This is a genomic window from Desulfosediminicola sp., assembly GCF_048381775.1.
In the GTDB taxonomy this organism is placed as follows: Bacteria; Desulfobacterota; Desulfobulbia; order Desulfobulbales; family Desulfocapsaceae; genus Desulfopila; species Desulfopila ganghwensis.
In genome coordinates this window covers 59,964-79,034 of sequence record NZ_JBLXGE010000018.1, presented here as the reverse complement: position 1 = coordinate 79,034, position 19,071 = coordinate 59,964, and the positions used below count along the sequence as shown (strand labels likewise).

16 protein-coding genes are annotated in these 19,071 nt (G+C 49.7%); 3 read left to right on the top strand and 13 right to left on the bottom strand.

Annotation, left to right across the window (positions count from 1 at the left end):
- Positions 1-23: 23 nt before the first annotated feature.
- The 9 genes from pyrC to ACN5NT_RS22160 all read right to left on the bottom strand — a co-directional run bounded on the left by pyrC (position 24) and on the right by ACN5NT_RS22160 (position 10,418).
- On the bottom strand, positions 24-1,025 hold the full coding sequence (pyrC, locus tag ACN5NT_RS22200; protein ID WP_419176932.1) for a dihydroorotase: 1,002 nt from the start codon (positions 1,023-1,025) through the stop codon (positions 24-26).
- 72 nt (positions 1,026-1,097) lie between these two features.
- On the bottom strand, positions 1,098-1,628 hold the full coding sequence (locus ACN5NT_RS22195; RefSeq protein WP_136798494.1) for a gamma carbonic anhydrase family protein: 531 nt from the start codon (positions 1,626-1,628) through the stop codon (positions 1,098-1,100).
- 205 nt (positions 1,629-1,833) lie between these two features.
- Positions 1,834-3,804, bottom strand: a complete 1,971-nt coding sequence (locus ACN5NT_RS22190; protein ID WP_419176931.1) for a pyruvate carboxylase subunit B — start codon at positions 3,802-3,804, stop codon at positions 1,834-1,836.
- Between the two features lie 135 nt (positions 3,805-3,939).
- Positions 3,940-4,146 carry a hypothetical protein gene (locus ACN5NT_RS22185; RefSeq protein ID WP_136798496.1) on the bottom strand — a complete coding sequence of 69 codons (207 nt, stop codon included), beginning with the start codon at positions 4,144-4,146 and terminating at the stop codon, positions 3,940-3,942.
- A 222-nt stretch (positions 4,147-4,368) separates the two neighbouring features.
- Positions 4,369-4,647, bottom strand: a complete 279-nt coding sequence (locus tag ACN5NT_RS22180) for an antibiotic biosynthesis monooxygenase family protein (protein ID WP_136798497.1) — start codon at positions 4,645-4,647, stop codon at positions 4,369-4,371.
- A gap of 70 nt (positions 4,648-4,717) precedes the next feature.
- On the bottom strand, positions 4,718-6,268 hold the full coding sequence (locus tag ACN5NT_RS22175; RefSeq protein WP_136798498.1) for an acyl-CoA carboxylase subunit beta: 1,551 nt from the start codon (positions 6,266-6,268) through the stop codon (positions 4,718-4,720).
- Positions 6,269-6,352: 84 nt separating this feature from the next.
- Positions 6,353-7,225 carry a succinate--CoA ligase subunit alpha gene (gene sucD, locus ACN5NT_RS22170; protein WP_136798499.1) on the bottom strand — a complete coding sequence of 291 codons (873 nt, stop codon included), beginning with the start codon at positions 7,223-7,225 and terminating at the stop codon, positions 6,353-6,355.
- Between the two features lie 32 nt (positions 7,226-7,257).
- Positions 7,258-8,415, bottom strand: a complete 1,158-nt coding sequence (sucC, locus tag ACN5NT_RS22165) for an ADP-forming succinate--CoA ligase subunit beta (RefSeq protein ID WP_136798500.1) — start codon at positions 8,413-8,415, stop codon at positions 7,258-7,260.
- Between the two features lie 107 nt (positions 8,416-8,522).
- Positions 8,523-10,418, bottom strand: coding sequence for a propionyl-CoA synthetase (locus ACN5NT_RS22160; protein ID WP_419176930.1), 1,896 nt, complete (start codon positions 10,416-10,418; stop codon positions 8,523-8,525).
- A gap of 735 nt (positions 10,419-11,153) precedes the next feature.
- Between ACN5NT_RS22160 and ACN5NT_RS22155 the strand changes: the two genes are divergently transcribed.
- From ACN5NT_RS22155 to ACN5NT_RS22145, 3 genes are all read left to right on the top strand, one after another.
- A complete protein-coding gene (locus ACN5NT_RS22155) occupies positions 11,154-13,064 on the top strand; it encodes a cache domain-containing protein (RefSeq protein ID WP_419176929.1) in 1,911 nt (636 codons plus the stop codon).
- Entirely contained in the window at positions 13,061-14,512 is a 1,452-nt protein-coding gene (locus ACN5NT_RS22150) for a sigma-54-dependent transcriptional regulator (RefSeq protein WP_419176928.1), read from the top strand. The genes ACN5NT_RS22155 and ACN5NT_RS22150 overlap by 4 nt, the downstream gene beginning before the upstream one ends.
- Before the next feature lie 293 nt (positions 14,513-14,805).
- The gene (locus ACN5NT_RS22145) at positions 14,806-15,417 is read left to right on the top strand and encodes an acetate uptake transporter (protein ID WP_136798503.1); all 612 of its coding nucleotides are present in this window, start codon (positions 14,806-14,808) and stop codon (positions 15,415-15,417) included.
- Here the strand turns inward: ACN5NT_RS22145 and ACN5NT_RS22140 are convergent.
- Genes ACN5NT_RS22140 through ACN5NT_RS22125 form a run of 4 tightly spaced genes read right to left on the bottom strand, consistent with a single transcriptional unit; the run spans position 15,399 to position 19,069 of the window.
- On the bottom strand, positions 15,399-15,647 hold the full coding sequence (locus ACN5NT_RS22140; protein ID WP_419176927.1) for a hypothetical protein: 249 nt from the start codon (positions 15,645-15,647) through the stop codon (positions 15,399-15,401). The genes ACN5NT_RS22145 and ACN5NT_RS22140 overlap by 19 nt on opposite strands.
- Positions 15,648-15,672: 25 nt before the next feature.
- Complete coding sequence (locus ACN5NT_RS22135) at positions 15,673-16,914, bottom strand: ABC transporter permease (RefSeq protein ID WP_136798504.1); 1,242 nt, start codon at positions 16,912-16,914, stop codon at positions 15,673-15,675.
- Positions 16,914-17,603, bottom strand: a complete 690-nt coding sequence (locus ACN5NT_RS22130) for an ABC transporter ATP-binding protein (protein WP_419176926.1) — start codon at positions 17,601-17,603, stop codon at positions 16,914-16,916. The genes ACN5NT_RS22135 and ACN5NT_RS22130 overlap by 1 nt, the downstream gene beginning before the upstream one ends.
- A gap of 17 nt (positions 17,604-17,620) precedes the next feature.
- Positions 17,621-19,069 carry an efflux RND transporter periplasmic adaptor subunit gene (locus tag ACN5NT_RS22125; RefSeq protein WP_419176925.1) on the bottom strand — a complete coding sequence of 483 codons (1,449 nt, stop codon included), beginning with the start codon at positions 19,067-19,069 and terminating at the stop codon, positions 17,621-17,623.
- Positions 19,070-19,071: the final 2 nt, after the last annotated feature.

The window sequence follows — 19,071 nt, the reverse complement described above, 5'->3', positions numbered from 1 at the left end:
TATAGAGGGGTGACTGGCGTCTGTTATTCCCCATCCCGCTTAACAGCCCAAAACAGACGTTCACCACCATAGAATGGTCGCACCGTGCCATATAACTCGGGCACCACCCATTCTTTCTCAGTAAGTGTTATCCGTTTTTCAGGTGGTGAGATCCGGTATCGTTTGCAGGCGTTATCAGAAACAAATGATTGCAATAGATCGAGACATCCTTCCTCCGCAAAGATTTGCGCCAGGAGTGGCAAAGCCACCGGCGCCGTGAAAACACCAGCCGCGCATCCCACACACTCTTTTCTGTGTCTGGGGTGCGGGGCAGAGTCGGAGCCAAACATAATTCTGGGATTGCCTGAAAACACTGCGGATCGTAGCGCCCCACGGTCCCTTGGCGTCTTTGCTATGGGTTTGCAAAACAGATCCGGCTGCATAAAGCCACCGACTACGTCATCGAGCGTGATCATCAGATGATGAAGAGTGACTGTAGCCGAAACATTGTCATACTTTTCCATAAACTCCACCGAATCCGCGGTGGTAATATGCTCCATAATGATATGCAACTTCGGGAAGTTGACCGCCAGATCTCTATAGACTTCAATAAATTCCCTTTCCCGATCCATCACGAAGCCACTGGTTTCGCCATGCACCAGGAGTGGAATAGAGAGATCCTGCATGTACTGCAGGGTTTCCTCAATTTCTGAGAAATCTGTTACCCCCGCTTCGCTCTGGGTAGTGATGCCGGCCGGGTACAATTTCAGGCCGATCACCTGATCTTTCACATTTTCAAGCTCAGCCAGACTGTACGGTTTGAAAAACAGCGTCATATACGGTGTGAACAGCTCCTGCCCACATACTCTTTCAATATCCCTTCGATACTGAGAGAGTTTATGTTCAGAATCCACCGGGGAAATGAGATTTGGCATAACCACCGCACCAGCGAAATCCCTGGCTGTCAGCGGTGCCACACATTGCAGCATCTCACCTTCCCGCAGATGCAGATGCATATCCAGTGGAGAATCAAGAATTATACTCATACAGATGGCCTCTATTGAATGGGCTAAGCCCGTATTTCTTATGAGAAACCAGGGCTCATACCCGGAGCTCTGTCAGTGTTGCTCTATCAATTCTTCTTTATACCATCCGGCATATTTTATGTAACTGTCAGCAATCCGCTCAACTTCACCGGAGATCAGCTCTTGGCTGATATTTTTGACCTTTTTGGCAGGAACACCGGCATATATCGATCCGGATTCTACGTGGGTTCCCTTGGTTATTACCGCACCGGCTGCGATGATCGTGTTGCTTTCCACCACACAGTCATCCATGACGATAGCTCCCATGCCGATCAGTACATTGTCATGGATAGTACAACCGTGAACAATAGCGTTGTGCGCAATGGAAACATTATTGCCGATATTTGTCGGTGACTTCTGGTAGGTACCATGGATTACCGCGCCATCCTGTACGTTCACCTTGTTCCCCATACGAATATAGTGAACATCACCTCGAACCACGGTGCTGAACCAGATAGAACAGTTATCGCCCATTATGACATCACCGATGATGGTTGCGTTCTCTGCTATAAAGCAATCCTTACCAAATTGAGGAGTGTGTCCATTTAGTTCTCGAATAATCATGATTTCGCCTTAAATGTGAATATATGCATAAAAAAACGGGTAGAATCCCTAAAGGTCTTCTACCCGTTTGCACTATTTGACCATATTTGTCAAATCAAGCAGCTATCCTGCCGGCGACTGATCATCATCAGCCCATACCTGCATAAGTGGAACCGGCGGATTCCAAGGCTTAATACTTCGGTCACAATGTTCGTGGAAATTCAGGCTAACCAATTACAGCAAGAGTCGCGCCTTTCACCACACTGTCACCAACACTAAAATTAACCGCATTAATGCTGCCGTCACAAGGTGCAACCAGGGCATTTTCCATCTTCATCGCCTCGAGAATCATAATGGTATCACCCTTTTTCACCGCATCTCCAACCTTCTTCTCAAAGCGTACGACCATCCCGGGCATCGGCGCAGTAAGCAGTGTGCCGTTGACCTCCTGGACCGACTCACCGTTTTTAGGTGCTGCCGCTGCAGTCGGTTTCGGAGCAGCCGCTGCCGGCGCTGGTGCTGCGGCACGTACAGGAGCAGGACCGGATGCAGAAATTACCGGCGCGCCGCCAACAGGGTCAACATCCACCGTAAAATACTCGTTGTCGATAAAGACATTGAAAGTCCTGGCAGCCTCTGATTTCTCCGGAGCATTTTCCGGTTTTTCAATTACTTTGCCCGCCTTGGCTTTCTTCACCAACTCATCGCGCTCTTTCACTTGCTCCATGGTAATCGGCTTGACGCTGTCCGGCACCTCGGCCTTGCCATACTTCCATTCCAGAAACTTCTTTCCGGTAACGGGGAAGATTGCATAGAGAATCTGATCGTCGATATCCTTTGCCAAAGATCCAATTTCTGCTTTCGCCTTCTCAAGCTCTGGCTCAAGCACCTCTGCCGGACGGCTGGTGATTGGCTCCTCACCACGCGGATACCCCTTAAGCGCCTTCTTCTGTAACTCAGGATCAATTGGAACTGCGGTTTTTCCGTACAAACCGTAGCAAAGATCTTTTACCTGACCGGTGATCATCTTATACCGTTCTTCCGGGGTATCGTGCAGTACGTTATTTACAGTCTGCACACCAACGATCTGACTGGTCGGGGTAACCAGCGGAATCTGTCCAAGCTCTTTACGTACTCTCGGCAGCTCTTTGTACACCTCGTCGATCTTATCGAGCGCATCCATCTCCCGCAGCTGGTTCACCAGGTTAGAGAGCATACCTCCCGGAGTCTGATGCAGGAGAACGTTGATATCGATAATGGACATTTTTGAATCGTCCAGCAGATGCTTGTACTTGGGCATTACCTCTTTTTCGAGGATTTCATTAATTACAGCCAGTTTCTTAATATCAAAACCGGTGTCACGGTTAGTACCCAAAAGTGTCATAACCAGTGGTTCCAACGCTGCGTGGGACGTACGGTAGGCATACGGGGTCATAACAGTATCGATAATATCAACACCCGCCTCAATTGCCTTGAGGTGCGTCATCGGCGACATACCGGAGGTAAAGTGGCTGTGCAGATGAATCGGCACCGTGACGTGTTTCTTCAGTTCCTTAATCAGGGCATACGCATCATACGGGGACATCAGCCCTGCCATATCTTTCAGGCAGATAGAATCGGCACCCATCTCTTCCAGGTCGCGGGCCTTCTTCACATAATATTCGATATTGTACACTTCACCACCCAGACGGGGTGCGGTAAGAGTGTAGCAGATACAACCCTGGAAGTGCTTACCGCACTTTTTGATCTGCTTAACTACAGTCTCAAAGTTACGGTAGTCATTCAAGGCGTCAAAGGTACGGAACACGTCCATGCCGTTTTCAGCAGCCCTGTCGACAAAAGCATAGGCAAGGTCATCGGCATAATTCCGGTACCCCACCAGATTTTGCGCCCTAAGCAGCATGGAGAACGGGGTCTTCTTAATATACTTCTTCAAAGTACGCAGACGCTGCCATGGATCTTCATTCAGGAAACGATGCATGGTATCGAAAGTCGCCCCGCCCCAGGTCTCGATGGCCCAGAAGCCTACCTCGTCCATGAGTTCTGCGACCGGGATCATATCTTCAGTACGTCCTCTGGTTGCAAACAGGGACTGATGTCCGTCACGCAGGGAAAGATCCATGATTTTCACAGGATTCTTTGCCGCCGGACGGTCAGCATCGTAATTCATTGCGGTCATTCTTACCTTGTCGCTCATTGTGCTGTCTCCTCTACTCATCTCAGTAGCCCTACCGAACTACCGTGAAATTCTGCAACCCCGCGCTGCCCTTTCCCTGCTTCTTCGATTCACTCTACTTTTTAAGCAGGTCACCATCAGCCGAGGCCGGCAATTTTATCGAAAACGATCAAAAACCCGTAACTGGACCAGGCGGCGCATAGCCATCATTTCCTGCCTGCCGCTGAAACTCCATTGACTGATCCCGACCTCAGAGGACACGGATGGCACTGCCGAGGCCTGCTGCACAGCTGCCTCTTCCTCCTGCATGTAGGCGCTCACAGCAGCCAAAGCCGCTGCCATCTTTTTCTTCTTATCTGCCATCTGTTCACCCTTTTATTTCGTTCATCAAACAAACTCTTCCGGGAGCCTGTCGGTGTTTGCAAATTTTTCCCCAAGCTAAGGCATCAAGTGAAAATTAGACTGACCCGCATAACCCAATATCTGCGTCTCACTCCGCTCGCTTATCTGCGAGCGGTCATTCTCCCTCGATGCCGAAGATTAGGAGAAAAAAAGCACCCTTCGACAACTACCTTTTGCGGGTAATCAGCCATATACCTCATACTCGGTCTGCTTACCGAGCAGGCTGTCAATTTCACCCTGGATTGACGCCCTGTCCGGGTTAGTAATCCAGGCGTTCCAGTCGTCCAGAGAGCGCCAGGTTGAAATCACCACACACTCACCCTCTTTGTCCATGCGTCGTAAAGTCTCACCGGAGACATAACCGGGCTGGTTCAGCGTAAGGGTACGAAGCTGTTTCAGCAGGTTTATCAATTCAACAAGACTTGCATCGGCTACCTTACGTTTAATAAAAACCTTTACCATATCTTGATCTCCCTGATGTATTACCTGATAATCGCGGGCATCCCAATCTCGTTTCCATACGAAAACAAGTCTATAGAGGAATATTCCCGTGCTTTTTCATAGGATTGGTATCCCGCTTATTCTGAAGCAACTGTAAAGCTCTGACAATACGCTCGCGTGTTCTGGCAGGTTCGATGATGTCATCGATATAACCGCGCTCGGCTGCAACATATGGGTTAGCGACAGTATTCTGGTACTCCTGCTCCTTTTCGGAAAGAAACTTCACCGGATCGTCTGTACTGTTGGCCTGCCGGCCGTACAGTACACCAACTGCGCCTTTCGCGCCCATTACAGCTATTTCTGCAGTCGGCCAGGCATAATTGATATCACCGCGAAGATGCTTGGAAGACATTACACAATAGGCGCCACCATACGCTTTTCTGGTGATGACCGTAACCTTGGGAATTGTGGCTTCGGCAAAGGCATACAGAATTTTCGCACCGTTTCTGATCACCCCGCCATACTCCTGAACGGTACCTGGCAGAAAGCCCGGCACATCGACAAAAGTGACGATGGGAATATTGAAACAGTCGCAAAAGCGGACAAAACGGGCACCTTTCACGGAAGAATCAATATCGAGAACCCCGGAAAGATGTGCCGGCTGGTTGGCAACCACACCCACACTCATGCCGTTATACCTGGCGAAGCCAACGATGATATTGGGGGCGAAATCTGCTTTCACCTCGAGGAAATTGCCGTCATCCACGGTGTTCAGGATTATCTCCTTCATGTCGTAGGCGGCATTGGGGTTTTCCGGAATAATCCCGTTCAACTCCTTCGTCGGACGCCCCGGAGGATCTTCACATGGAATAACCGGAGCGCTCTCCATGTTGTTTTGCGGCATGAAAGAAAGCAGTCCCTTGATATATTCAATCGCCTCAGCCTCGGAAGGCGCAGCGTAATCAGAAACACCGCTTCTGCTGGCATGCATTGCTGCACCGCCAAGCTCTTCAACCGTGACATCTTCATGGGTCACAGACTTCACCACTTTCGGCCCGGTCAGAAACATATATGACTGGTTCTGGACCATGGTTATGAAATCAGTCAGCGCCGGGGAGTAGACTGCGCCTCCTGCACATGGGCCGAAAATGGCAGAAATCTGCGGTACCACACCAGATGCCATTACGTTTCGCTGGAAAATTTCTGTATAGCCGGCAAGGCTCTCTATGCCTTCCTGGATGCGGGCGCCACCTGAATCATTTAGGCCTATGACAGGTGCCCCGTTTTTCATGGCAAGATCCATTATCTTGCAGATCTTTTCAGCAAAGGTCTCGCTAAGAGAGCCACCAAGCACGGTGAAATCCTGGGCAAACACATACACTACCCGGCCGTTCACTGTGCCATACCCGGTAACCACACCATCACCCGGATAGACCTGGTCCTCCATGCCGAAATCCCTGCATCTGTGGGTCTTGAACATGTCGAATTCTTCGAAGCTACCCGGGTCGAGCAACATATTAATCCTCTCCCGGGCTGTCATACTGCCTTTGGCGTGCTGCTTGTCTATTCTCTCCTGACCACCACCAAGACTCGCCTTTTGCCGCAGCTCCATCAATTGGTTGAGTCTATCACCTGTATCCATGCTGTCTCCTTGCACTGAAATTCTGCTGACAATCCTCTGCACTACAGACAAACATCTGACCCTGTCCTGTATCTGCTCAGCCTGTTATGAAAACGCCTCCTTACAAAGACGCCCCAAATGCCCCAGATCCTTACAGACGTAGATTCCACCCTCTTCCATAGCAGCTATTTTTGCTTCTGCTGTACCTTTTCCTCCACTGACGATCGCACCGGCATGCCCCATACGCCTACCTGGAGGTGCAGTCAGACCTGCAATAAAACCCACCACCGGTTTCTCCATGTTGGCCTTGATCCAGGCAGAAGCGTCCTCTTCAGCGGAGCCGCCTATTTCACCTACCATTACTACTGCGGTAGTCTCATTATCTTTGTTAAACTCCTCGAGACAGTCGATAAATCCTGTTCCGTTCACCGGGTCACCACCAATACCTACACAGGTGGTCTGTCCCAGACCGACTTCGGTAAGCTGGTGAACGACTTCATAGGTCAGGGTTCCTGAACGGGAAACGACCCCGACCGGACCACCAGCTGTATGAATCGCACCCGGCATAATACCTATTTTGCACTGGCCAGGAGTGATAATTCCAGGGCAGTTAGGGCCGATGAGCCTGCTGTTTGTCTGAGCCAGATAGTTCTTTACCTTGAGCATATCCATTACCGGCACGCCCTCTGTGATACAAACGATCAGCTCTATGCCCGCATCTGCTGCCTCGAGGATAGCGTCTGCGGCAAATGGCGGGGGTACAAAAATCATGGTGGCGTTGGCGCCTGTCGCTTTGCGTCCTTCGGCAACAGTGTTGTACACCGGTACATCATCCATTTTTTGACCACCTTTACCCGGAGTAACACCGGCTACGACGTTTGTTCCATATTCAATGCATTGTCTGGTGTGAAACTGCCCTTCTTTACCCGTTATGCCCTGCACCAGTAGACGGGTTGTATTATCAATAAAAATGCTCATGTCGCACCTTCACTTTGTTATGGTCATTACAGTTAGGCCACGATCCCAGCAACCTTGCCTGCAGCATCAGCCAGGTTAGTTGCATTAATCAGATTCAACCCGGATTCAGCAAGAATACGCCTGCCCTCTTCCACGTTGGTTCCTTCCATACGCACCACTACCGGCACATTCAGTTCTACCTTCTGGGCTGCCTGGACAACTCCCTGGGCCAAAACGTCACAGCGGAGAATGCCGCCAAAGATATTGATCAGGATGCCTTTTACATTCTTATCGCTTAAGATGATTCTGAAGCCATTCTCAACCATCTCTGCACTGGCCCCACCACCGACATCAAGAAAGTTGGCAGGGTTGGCCCCGGCCTGCTTGATGATATCCATAGTCGCCATAGCGAGACCGGCGCCATTGACCATATTGCCGACATTGCCGTCAAGCTTGATATAATTGAGATTGTACTGCGCAGCTTCCGCCTCGGTCGGATCATCCTCGAACGGGTCATGCATCTCTTTGACATCCGGATGACGATATACCGCGTTTGAGTCGATATCCATCTTGGCATCGAGGGCAATCACTTCGTTGTCTTCCGTCACTATCAAAGGATTGATTTCAACCATTGAGCAGTCATAATCAACAAACAGGCTGTAGAGATTTTTCAGAATCTGCCCGAAGGGCTTCATCAATTCCTTCTCCAGCTCGAGACCAAACATCACCTCGCGCAAGTGATAGCCCTGTATTCCAATCAATGGATTGATAAAAACTTTGATAATGCGGTCGGGAGTGGATTCTGCCACCTCTTCAATATCCATACCGCCATCCTGACTCGCAACTATTGCAATGGAGGCTGTCTCCCTGTCTGGAATAATTGAGAGATACATCTCTTTTTTAATGCTTACACCTTTTTCTATGAGCAATTTTCTTACCAATTGCCCAGAGGGTCCGGTCTGCTTGGTCACCAGCGTCATACCGAGGATATCCCCAGCTGCTGCTGTTAACTCATCCTGGGTTCTCGCGAGACGAACCCCACCACCTTTTCCTCTACCACCTGCATGAATCTGTGCTTTAACAGCAACCGGCAGGCCAAGTTCCGAGACAATTTTCTCTACCTGAGCAACTTCTTCAGCCACTCCTCCCTGCGGTGTGGGAACTTTGTATTTACGGAACAGTTCTTTGGCCTGATATTCATGAATCTTCATAAATACCCCCTCTGGGATACAACCGGCTCCCTCCCTCTCCAGGGGAGCCGGTTGTATCTATGGAAATAGTGAGATTTCAGCTATGGAACATAGCTGCTTGCTTGAAACTAAGCCTTTGGATAACCTATAGTTTTCAAGGTCTCGGTGATCTCGTCAAGAATTGCCGGATCATCGATGGTCGAAGGCATGTTGTACTCTTTGTTATTGGCGATTGCGCGCATGGTTCCACGTAGAATCTTGCCGGAGCGTGTCTTCGGCAAACGTGCAACCTGTGCTGAATCACGGAAGCAGGCAATCGGTCCGATCTGATCACGAACCATTTGTACCAGCTCTTTCTTGATATCTTCCTCCTTCCTGTCAACTCCAGCCTTCAACACAAAGAGTCCGACAGGCAGTTGGCCTTTCATGGTGTCGTGGGTTCCGAATACGGCACATTCTGCAACGTCTGGATGGGCGGAAATTACTTCTTCCATGGCACCGGTGGACAGGCGGTGACCAGCAATATTAATAACATCATCCATACGTCCCATGACGTAGACATAACCTTCTTCATCCATAAAACCACCATCACTGGTCTCATAGTAACCAGGGAAATTGGTCATATACGACTTGACGAAGCGTTCCTCGTTGCGCCACAAGGTGGTGAGGGTGCCTGGAGGCAGAGGAAGCTTAACAACAATATTACCTTCGGTATTAGGAGGTACCGGCTGGCAGTCGTTGTCTACGACCTGCACATCCCAGCCCGGCATAGCTTTGGTCGGAGAACCAACCTTAACAGGCAGCTCCTCAATACCACGGCAGTTGCCGACGATGGCCCAGCCAGTTTCGGTTTGCCACCAGTGATCTATAACAGGTACACCCAGCATATCTTTCGCCCAGTTCAGAGTATCAGGGTCTGTACGCTCGCCTGCCAGATAAAGGCACTCGAAAGAAGATACGTCATATTTCTTGTACAGCTCGCCGTTAGGATCTTCTTTCTTGATTGCCCGAAAGGCGGTAGGTGCGGTGAACAGGGCTTTGACCTTATGCTCAGAAATGACACGCCAGAATGCACCGGCATCCGGTGTTCCCACAGGTTTACCCTCATAGAAAACTGAGGTTGCTCCATAAATCAGAGGGGCATAAACGATGTAGGAATGACCTACGACCCAGCCTACGTCGGATGCCGACCACCAAACCTCGCCCGGATTAATATCATAGAGCGCCTTCATGGTGTAATGCAGGGCTACCGCATGACCACCATTATCTCTCAAGACACCTTTCGGCATACCTGTGGTGCCGGAAGTATAGAGAATATAAAGTGGATCGGTAGCATCAAGCTCAACACAATCAGCCGGTTTGGCATCTTTCACGAAGTCCTGCCAATCGATATCCTTGCCTTCTGTCATCTCGGCAGTGATAAAATCACGCTGAAACAGCACCACGGTCTCGACCTTATGGGTCGATTGCTCAATTGCAGCATCTACCAATGGCTTGTATGCCAGTTTTTTAGCGCCTTCAAGGGCACCTGAAGCAGTTATGATCAGCTTGGGTTGAGCATGATCGATACGAATTGCCAGTTCATGGGCCGCAAAACCTCCGAAGACTACAGAGTGGATCGCGCCAATTCGGGCACATGCCAGCATGGCAACAGCCGCTTCAGGGATCATCGGCATATAGATGATGACGGTATCCCCTTTAGTTACCCCTTGGGCCTGCAGTGCACCTGCGAAATTAGCCACCTGCCCTTGCAGCTCTTTGTAAGTGATTTTGCGGATGGTGTCGGTGACAGGGCTGTCATAAATGATTGCAGTCTGATCTGCCCGACCGTTCTCCACATGACGATCGACAGCGTTGTAGCAGGTGTTCATTTTCCCGCCGGAGAACCACTTGTAAAACGGTGGATTTGATGAATCAAGTACTTTGTCGCACCACCTATACCAGGTGATACCTTTTGCAGCTTCTGCCCAAAACTCTTCTGGGTTGTTGATACTACTTTGAAAAACTGCATCAAAACTAGTCATAATCACTCCCCTTTTGGTCTGATGTTTTGTCCACCTGTCCACCCTAACCACTCCCACTTGTATACAGCAATGTCAGCAATACATCAACACCTTTATTAAACATTGTTACATAAGCTCAACCTTATCTTGAAGACAAGAACACACTTTACCATGATTAATCCTTTTATATTCAGCATCTTCAACCAACATGGCTTCCCAGAGAACTTTTCACCCACAAGGGCTTCAAACAATACCGTTATTACCTTTATACCTACTGTATATACAGTAAATAACGCTATTTAATTGACACAACAGTCAAAACTTGGAATAGTTCGGATAACATTGTTACTGTCAACTTTTTTAGTGAAATTTAATTTATGAAAACTCCAACAATTCCTTATTGTTCCAGAACAACAGCCTGTAGCAGGGAGCAAAATATGCTGAACCCTATCCCACGGTTTTCATGTTTTTTTCATATATATGACAGGCTAGATATATTTCTTTGCACCTTGAACACCCGGCACACCGGCAACCAAATCAGCACAAGCTGAACAAGGGCATTTCTGGACAGGAAAAATATTGTTTCACATCAATGGAAATGAATTGAACCCCTTGAAATGCATACAGGCACCAGCCAATTTTGCATGAACATTCTGTCGCGACATGGAACACTGATGAACAATTCGGACTAAAAATCGATTCACAGACAGTTGCCCAGGTCATATCTGCACTTTGCATTCAGAATTACAGGATAAAATGGTTTCTTCTACTTCAACAAAAGCTGCAAGGTCTGTACCGCACACCATTCCGGTAAAAATAATCCTGCCGGTACTGCTCTCCATGTTTCTTTTTATCGCTACTTTTTTTGGCTATATTCTGCCAAGGATGGAAGAGCAGCTCATGGAGCGCAAGCGCGAAATGATTCTGGCACTCAGCACCTCAGCCATGAGTTCAATTCAGCACTATGCTAAAATGGCTGACGCAGGTGAACTGTCTATCAAGGATGCTCAGGCCAAAGCTATTGCACATCTGCGTGATCTACGATATGGCCCTGAAAACAAGGATTATTTCTGGGTCAACGACACGTACCCCCGAATGATCATGCATCCGTACCGGCCTGATCTGGAGGGGCGTGACGTTACTGATGAAACCGACCCTGCGGGCCAAAAACTCTTTCAGGACTTTCTCGCCGCCGTTAAGCAGGACGGGGCCGGTTACGTCACCTACCACTGGCAGTGGCAGGACGACCCAAATCGCATATTCTCGAAAATTTCCTACGTCCAGGAGTATAAACCATGGCATTGGATTATCGGCACCGGTGTCTATGTTGAAGATGTCCATAGCCAGATAGCCGCGATCACCCAGAATATGACGTTCTTTTTTCTGGCAGTGCTGATTGTCATTGCTTTTCTTTCGGTCTATATCATCCTGCAGAGTGCCACTGTCGAGAACAGACGAAGATTGGTAGAAATTTCTTTGAAAAAGAGCGAGACCCGATACCGGTTGCTGACCGAAACCGCTCGCGAGATGATCCTGCTGCTCGACCAGGATCTGAGGGTCAACTATGCCAATACAGCCTTCAGTAAAAACTGCAACTATCCTTTCTACATGATCCACGGCACCTCCATTCTCGATATTCTTCCCCAGACCAAGCATCAGCCATTCCTCAGGAAAATCGATTATCTCAACAGTGATGCCAGTGACGCCTCAATACTCGAGACGTACTTCATAACCAATGAGAGGAAGGAACTCCCCATCGAAGCGACTTTTGCCCGCATGGAATCACCTGAAGGATTACCCACTTTTCTCCTCACAGCCAGGGACATAACAGATAAGAAACGGGCAGAGGAAGAAGCCAGACTCCGACAGGAGCAGCTGATGCAAACCAGCAAGATGGTTGCTCTCGGTACCCTGGTAGCCGGCGTCGCCCACGAAATCAACAACCCTATTTCCTCAGTTATGCTTAACTTCCAGGTATATGAACGGTTCTGGAAGGCAGCTCAGCCTGTATTGGATGAGCATTGCGAGCGAAGCGGCCAGATCGACATCGGTGGCATGAATTACCAGCAACTCAAAGAACGAATGCCAAAGCTTCTGCAATACTCCCAGGAAGGCGTCTCGCGGGTGAAACGGATCGTCGGCGAGCTTAAAGAATTTTCACGTCAACACCCGGCCGATCTGCGTGAGGCAGTCAGCCTCAACCAGGTTGTTGAAACTTCAGTGGGATTACTGGCCAGCTTCATAAAAAAGGCGACCACCAACTTCAGTGTAGAGTATGATGACAATTTACCGACCTTCCCCGGCAACAGCCAGAGACTTGGCCAGGTGATTATCAACCTGCTGGTGAATGCCTGCCAGGCAACAAGCAGCACCGACATGCCAATTTCTGTCCGCACCTGGTATCTGGAGGAGTCTGAAGAAATCATCCTCGAAGTGCAGGATTCAGGTATAGGTATGACCCCTGAGCTGCTTGAGAGGATAAAAGACCCCTTTTTCACCACAAAACGGGACAATAACGGAACCGGCCTTGGCCTCTCTATCTCGGATACCATTATCCGCAACCACAGGGGCTGGCTGAACTTTAAATCAGAACCCGGTCGCGGCACAACCGCCACAGTAAGGTTGCCGCGTTATGACATGAACGAAGTTGCAGGAAGAATGATATGATGAACCTCAAAAATCCGTGCGACCCGATACTCGTGGTCGATGATGAAGAGTCCATTCTGCTCTCAGTTGACACCATTCTGCAAATGGCTGGCATGAACAACGTCATTACCTGTTCAGATAGTCGACAGGTACTATCCATTGTTGAACGCAATTCACCAAGTGTAGTGCTGCTTGATCTGAACATGCCCCACGTGAACGGGGAGGCGATCATTGAAAAACTGAGTGCACACTATCCGAGAATACCGATAGTCGTCATTACAGGACGAATCGATGCCGAAACCGCAGTGGATTGCCTGAAATCTGGTGCAGCCGACTATATTGTCAAACCGGTCGACGAAGAACGGCTTTTAGCAACCATCCGAAAAACACTGCGTTCAGGTGAATTGCGGGACAGCAAATCAGACTCGACCAGTAGCACTGGTGACAAAATTATCCGCCCGGAATGTTTTAGCCATATCATCACCCAGAGCCCGAAGCTGATAGAGATATTTGAGTACCTCGAATCTATCGCCTCCACCTCTGAACCGGTTCTCGTTCGCGGCGAGACAGGAACTGGCAAGGAACTCATCGCTCGGGCAATACATAATCTCAGCGGTCGAAAAGGTGAATTTGTCGCTGTTAATGTCGCAGGTCTTGATGACAACGTATTTTCCGATACATTGTTCGGCCACGTCAAAGGCGCTTTCACCGGTGCTGACATACAACGCTCCGGCCTTATCGAGCGGGCAGCTGAAGGCACCCTCTTTTTAGATGAAATAGGCGACCTCAGCCCTGCCTCCCAGGTAAAACTTCTGCGCCTGCTGCAGGAGCATGAGTATATGCCACTTGGTCAGGACAGCCTCCGCCGCAGCAGCGCCAGGATAATCACCTCCACGCATGTCGACATCTGGGATCTGCAACGCAGGAATATTTTTCGAAAAGACCTGCACTACCGGCTGCGAACCCACCGGGTCCTTATGCCGCCACTCAGGGACAGAAAGGAAGATCTGCCGCTGCTGCTGGACCATTTCATTGACAAAGCTTCGGACTCACTCCTTAAAAACCGCCCGAACAGGCCGCCGGAATTGCTCACGCTGCTTGAGACCTACACTTTTCCTGGAAATGTACGGGAACTACAGGCAATGGTCTTTGATGCCATTGCCCAGCACAAAAACGGCACCCTCTCAATGATTGTCTTTCGGGAACATATGGCCCGCATGAAACAGCTTGAAGCAGACGAACAGACCATACACTTCGCTGACATCACCGGAACCACGAACGAATACGCCGGCAGTCCGGCTTCATTCAAATCACTGGAGACCCTCCCGAGCATCAAACAGGCCACCAAGATGCTCATTGAAGAGGCGATGGAACGTGCGGATAACAACCAATCCATTGCCGCCTCACTCCTCGGCATCTCCCAACAGGCACTCAGCAAACGTTTAAAGAACCTCTCCCAGGAAAAATAATGTTGAGGCCCGCTATACGTTGCAGAAGCCCCTACAATAAAAGTTGTAACCACAACTTTTATTGTAGGGGCCCGGAATTGCCTGGTATAAGTGGATAAACGCTTTCCTTCCCTTCCCCTACAACTTTCGTTGTACCCCTCACCATCACACGGAATCTGCTTTAGACCCTGATTTATCGTCTATTTTATTAATATCACCATCTGGCACCAAACTTGCTCAATAATTACCAACATTAGGTCACCATCAGACAGAAAGGATGGCACACATAAACCCTTATTAATGGAGAGTAAAGTATGGCAGATGCAAAAGCTACCCCTATGGGAAATCCGGCAGTGGTCGGCCTGGCAGGTTTCGGTCTGACAACATTGATCCTCCAGTTCCATAACCTCGGTCTCTGTGGAATCGGCCCCGTCATCGCCCTGGGACTCATCTTCGGCGGTACGGCTCAGCTCATCGCCGGATATCAGGAGTTCAAGGTTGGAAACAATTTCGGCTACAGTGCCTTCTGCTCGTATGGCGCTTTCTGGATCGCACTCGCAATTATCCTGCTGATGAACAAGTTCGACATCTATAAGTCCAGCGGCACTGATGTTGGTTACTTCCTGGTAGTATGGACCCTGTATACCGGCATCATGTGGGTAGCCGCTATGCGCATCCATGGTGCCATGGCATCCACTTTCACCCTGCTTCTCGCCGGCTTCATCCTTTTGGATCTGGCCCATTTCGGCTTCCCGGCAATGACCAAAGTTGCCGCCTACGTACTTATCCTCTGTGCCCTGAATGCCTGGTACATGATGGCTCACGTCATCTTCATGCAGGTTTTCGGTCGTGACGTTCTGCCCGTCGGCAAGCCATGGATCGATCCCAAACCAGCCACAGCTGAGCTTCAATCCGCTAAAGCCTGATACAATTTGAGCACACAGTCGCTCATTTGACCCTTTCGGGAGTCAGCACCACCCACCACCCGCTGACTCCCGAAACTGCTGTACAGCTCGTCCCTGTCAGGTGACAGCTCACTTCCACCTGCCCTTCTTAAACCACCACCTTTTGAGATGGCCACCTGACAGGCATGAGTCCTCTTCTCATCGCCTGAGCGCACCAAACCGATTTCATTTGGCGTTATAACAACAGTCATTGGATGATCAGAAAATGAGCAAATGCTACGATTCGCGCAGGGCCTCCGCCGGATCAAGCATTGAGGCACTGTAAGCTGGATGCAGGCCAAAGACCGCACCAGTTGCCAGCGCAGACAAAGGAGCAAGCACAAAAGCCGGCGTTGAAAAGGCGATCTCCCACCCGGCATAGAGCTGTACCCCATAAGCAAGCAGCACCCCTGCCAATATCCCCCAGAGACCACCGGAGAACGTCATCACCATAGAATTCCACAAATAGAACCAGAGTATTCTTGCCCGACTCGCTCCCAAGGTCTTTCTCAAACCTATTTCCCGGGTCTGCTCCGAGACATTGGCCAACATCACATTCATCACCCCGATACCGCCAACCACCAGCGAGAGTCCGGCAATTACTCCCATGACCAAAGAAAAAAGTCTTTGATTTTCACGGACTTCACGCATCAGACTGACCGGCACTACTAACCTGAAGTCTTCGATTTCACCATGATTTCGACTGAGCAGATGATGAACCTGCTCAGCAGCCTGCAACACATTTTTTTCACTGCCGTCCACCAGCCTCAGCACAAAACCATCCAGACGACGGACATCATAGATAGATTGCGATATCGGCATAGTGCTGAGCACCATCATCACACTCTTGTCAAAATTCAGGGCCGACAGACCTGTTCCTTCGGTAAGCAATCGCCCTCGAGATTTTAAAGCGCCAATGACAGTAGCTGCATATCCCCCCAGGTGGAGATGACTGCCCTGATTCAGCTTAAGTTCTCTCGCGAGTTCTGAACCAACAATACAATAACTTTGGGCATCACGTTCATCACGGGTGTCAAACCAACGCCCCCAGCCCAGTTCCAGTTTCTCTGCCTTGAACCACTCAAGGGATACCCCCATTAAGGTCCCTGTCATCCGTCCCTTATCAGACGAGATATGCAACTCATCACGTCGCTGGTAGCCACCAAGATACCCCCTTGACCCAAGCCAGTTTTCTAATCTGTAAAGGTCGTCGATGGTCAACCCTTTTGACAGGTTCTGAACGTTCTCGCCAGAAGCAGCAAGACTATCGGTAGAATCTTCCACACGGAGTGTATCTGTTCCAAGCGAGCTAAGTTTTTCCACAGCCTTACGCCTGGCTCCCTCACTGATCGAAAGCATCGCGATGAGGGCCGCCACACCTATGCCGATGCCAACGCTGCTCAATACAAAGCGCAGGGGGCGTCGCCGTAAACCGAGAAATGCGTCACGTATATCACACCATAATTGTCCAGCATGCATCAGATCGCCCCGACGACTGCATTTTTACTCTTAAAAAGAGACAGGCGATAGCTGCCATACTTCACCGCATCCGCATCATGGGATACCATTATCACACTCCGCCCGAGCTCACTCTGCTGCTTGAGCAGCTTCAAAATTCGCCCTGAATTGTCCGCATCCAGACTCCCTGTAGGCTCATCTGCAAAAATAACCTCAGGATCCCGTACCAGTGCCCGGGCAAAGACCACCCGCTGCATCTCCCCTCCGGAGAGTGTCGCCGGGTAACGATTTTGCAGCTCAAGCATCCCTACATACTCAAGCATTTCACAACTTCGCTGGTATACCTTTGTACCGCCAATCCAGGCACCATACAGAAACGGTAAGGCAACATTTTCCAGCACCGTTTTGTGAGACATGAGATGGGGGGTCTGGTGAATAAAACCAAATGATTCATTGCGCAATTGCGCAACTTTAAAATCTGAAAGCGACGCCAGGGAGGTACCACGAAACTCTACAATGCCATCTGTTGGACGGTCGAAACCACTCAGCAGATTCAACAGGGTCGTCTTACCTGAACCGCTCGGCCCGGTGACAACCCAGAACTGGCCCGCATCCACCTCTACGTCTACAGGTTCAAGCGCCCGCACTTTTCGCCTGCCGATCGCATAATCCCTACTGATATTCTCAGCTTTGAGAATCAACTCTTCCATTTGTAACCATCCCGGTTTCAATAAAGCGTGCTGCGAATACGGTCTCCTTCCTTCAAGCCCCCGACCACTTGTACCCACTGAACTCCCTGGGCACCAAGTTCGATATCGGTGAGCTCAATGGAACTACCTGCCACCTTGTACACATTGGTCGAGTCATTTTTAAAAACCACCGCCGCTGCCGGAATCACCAGAACGTCATTGACCTCCTGATGAATTATCTCCACTGTTGCAGACATTCCCACATGAACTTCCGGAATTTTCTCATCAAGCTGAATTCGTGCAAAAAACCTGCGAATGTTGGCATTTTGCCTGTCATCTTCAGCAAGTGAAGAGACGTTCTCCACTTCGCCCTGAAGTCCTACCCAGGGCATTGCATCAAGTTTGACCACCGCTCTCATTCCTGATGAAATTTTAGCGACATCCACCTCACGAATCTGTATTTCCACCACCAGTTCATGGGTATCCGGTACCTCCAGGAAGGTCTGCCCGACCCAGATCGAGTCCCCAATCTGAATTTTGCGAGTACCATTTTCTCTTGGCACCTCTGAGTATAATAAAATTCCGTCAGCTGGTGCCCGCACTACACAATTTCGCAAATCGCCCCGGGCATTTTCCAGAAGATGCAAGCCGCTGGCTACCTTTCGCCTGGCTTTTTCAACCTGCCCGACCCTATTCTGAATCTGCAAGGCAGCAGTTCGCAGAACACGCTGCAATTCACTCCTGGAAGCGTTGACCAATAACTCGGCCTCCCTCATCATCTTTGGCCACTTGAATTCATTGAAATTTGCCAGCTCTTCCCTGGCGACATTTACCTCCTCTTTTGCTGTCTCAAACTCATCCTCTGCCTTTTCGAACTCCCTCTTGCTGGCATGTCCACGCTTCAAAAGCATCCGCATATCTTCCAGATACGACGCAGCCAATCGATGACGCCGCTCTGCCTGCATCACCTTCTGCTCAACCTGTTTTTTTTCCAGCGGGCCTGAACCATTTTTGATATTTTCAGCCTCAATTGCGGCAATCTCCACTTTTCGTTCGGCCTCTTCAATCTTGCCGTGTTCTTCCTCTTCCTGAAGCATCAGCAATTTTTCCGCGGCACCCAGGGTGGCATTGGCATCGCTGTGCTGCTGCTCCAGCCTGGCCACATCATCCTGAAATGGCTTCGTATCAAAACGCGCCACCACCTGTCCCTCATTGATTCGTACACCTTCCTTCATTAGCCACACGATCTTGGCCTTGTCTGACGAAATTTCACTTTTAATCGGAGCAATTCTCGCAGGCCTTACTACCCCTCGCTCTGCGATGGTCACGTTGAATGAGGCTCTTTTCACATCATAAATTGACTCGGGCGCCAAAGTTGCTTCTTCCTCCTGCCAGCTGCCTCGGGCCAAATACAGTGAAGCTGTTATGACAAGCCCGCCAACCAGCAGCCAACTCATGAAAAATGATCGTGAACGTTTGGTTTTCATAA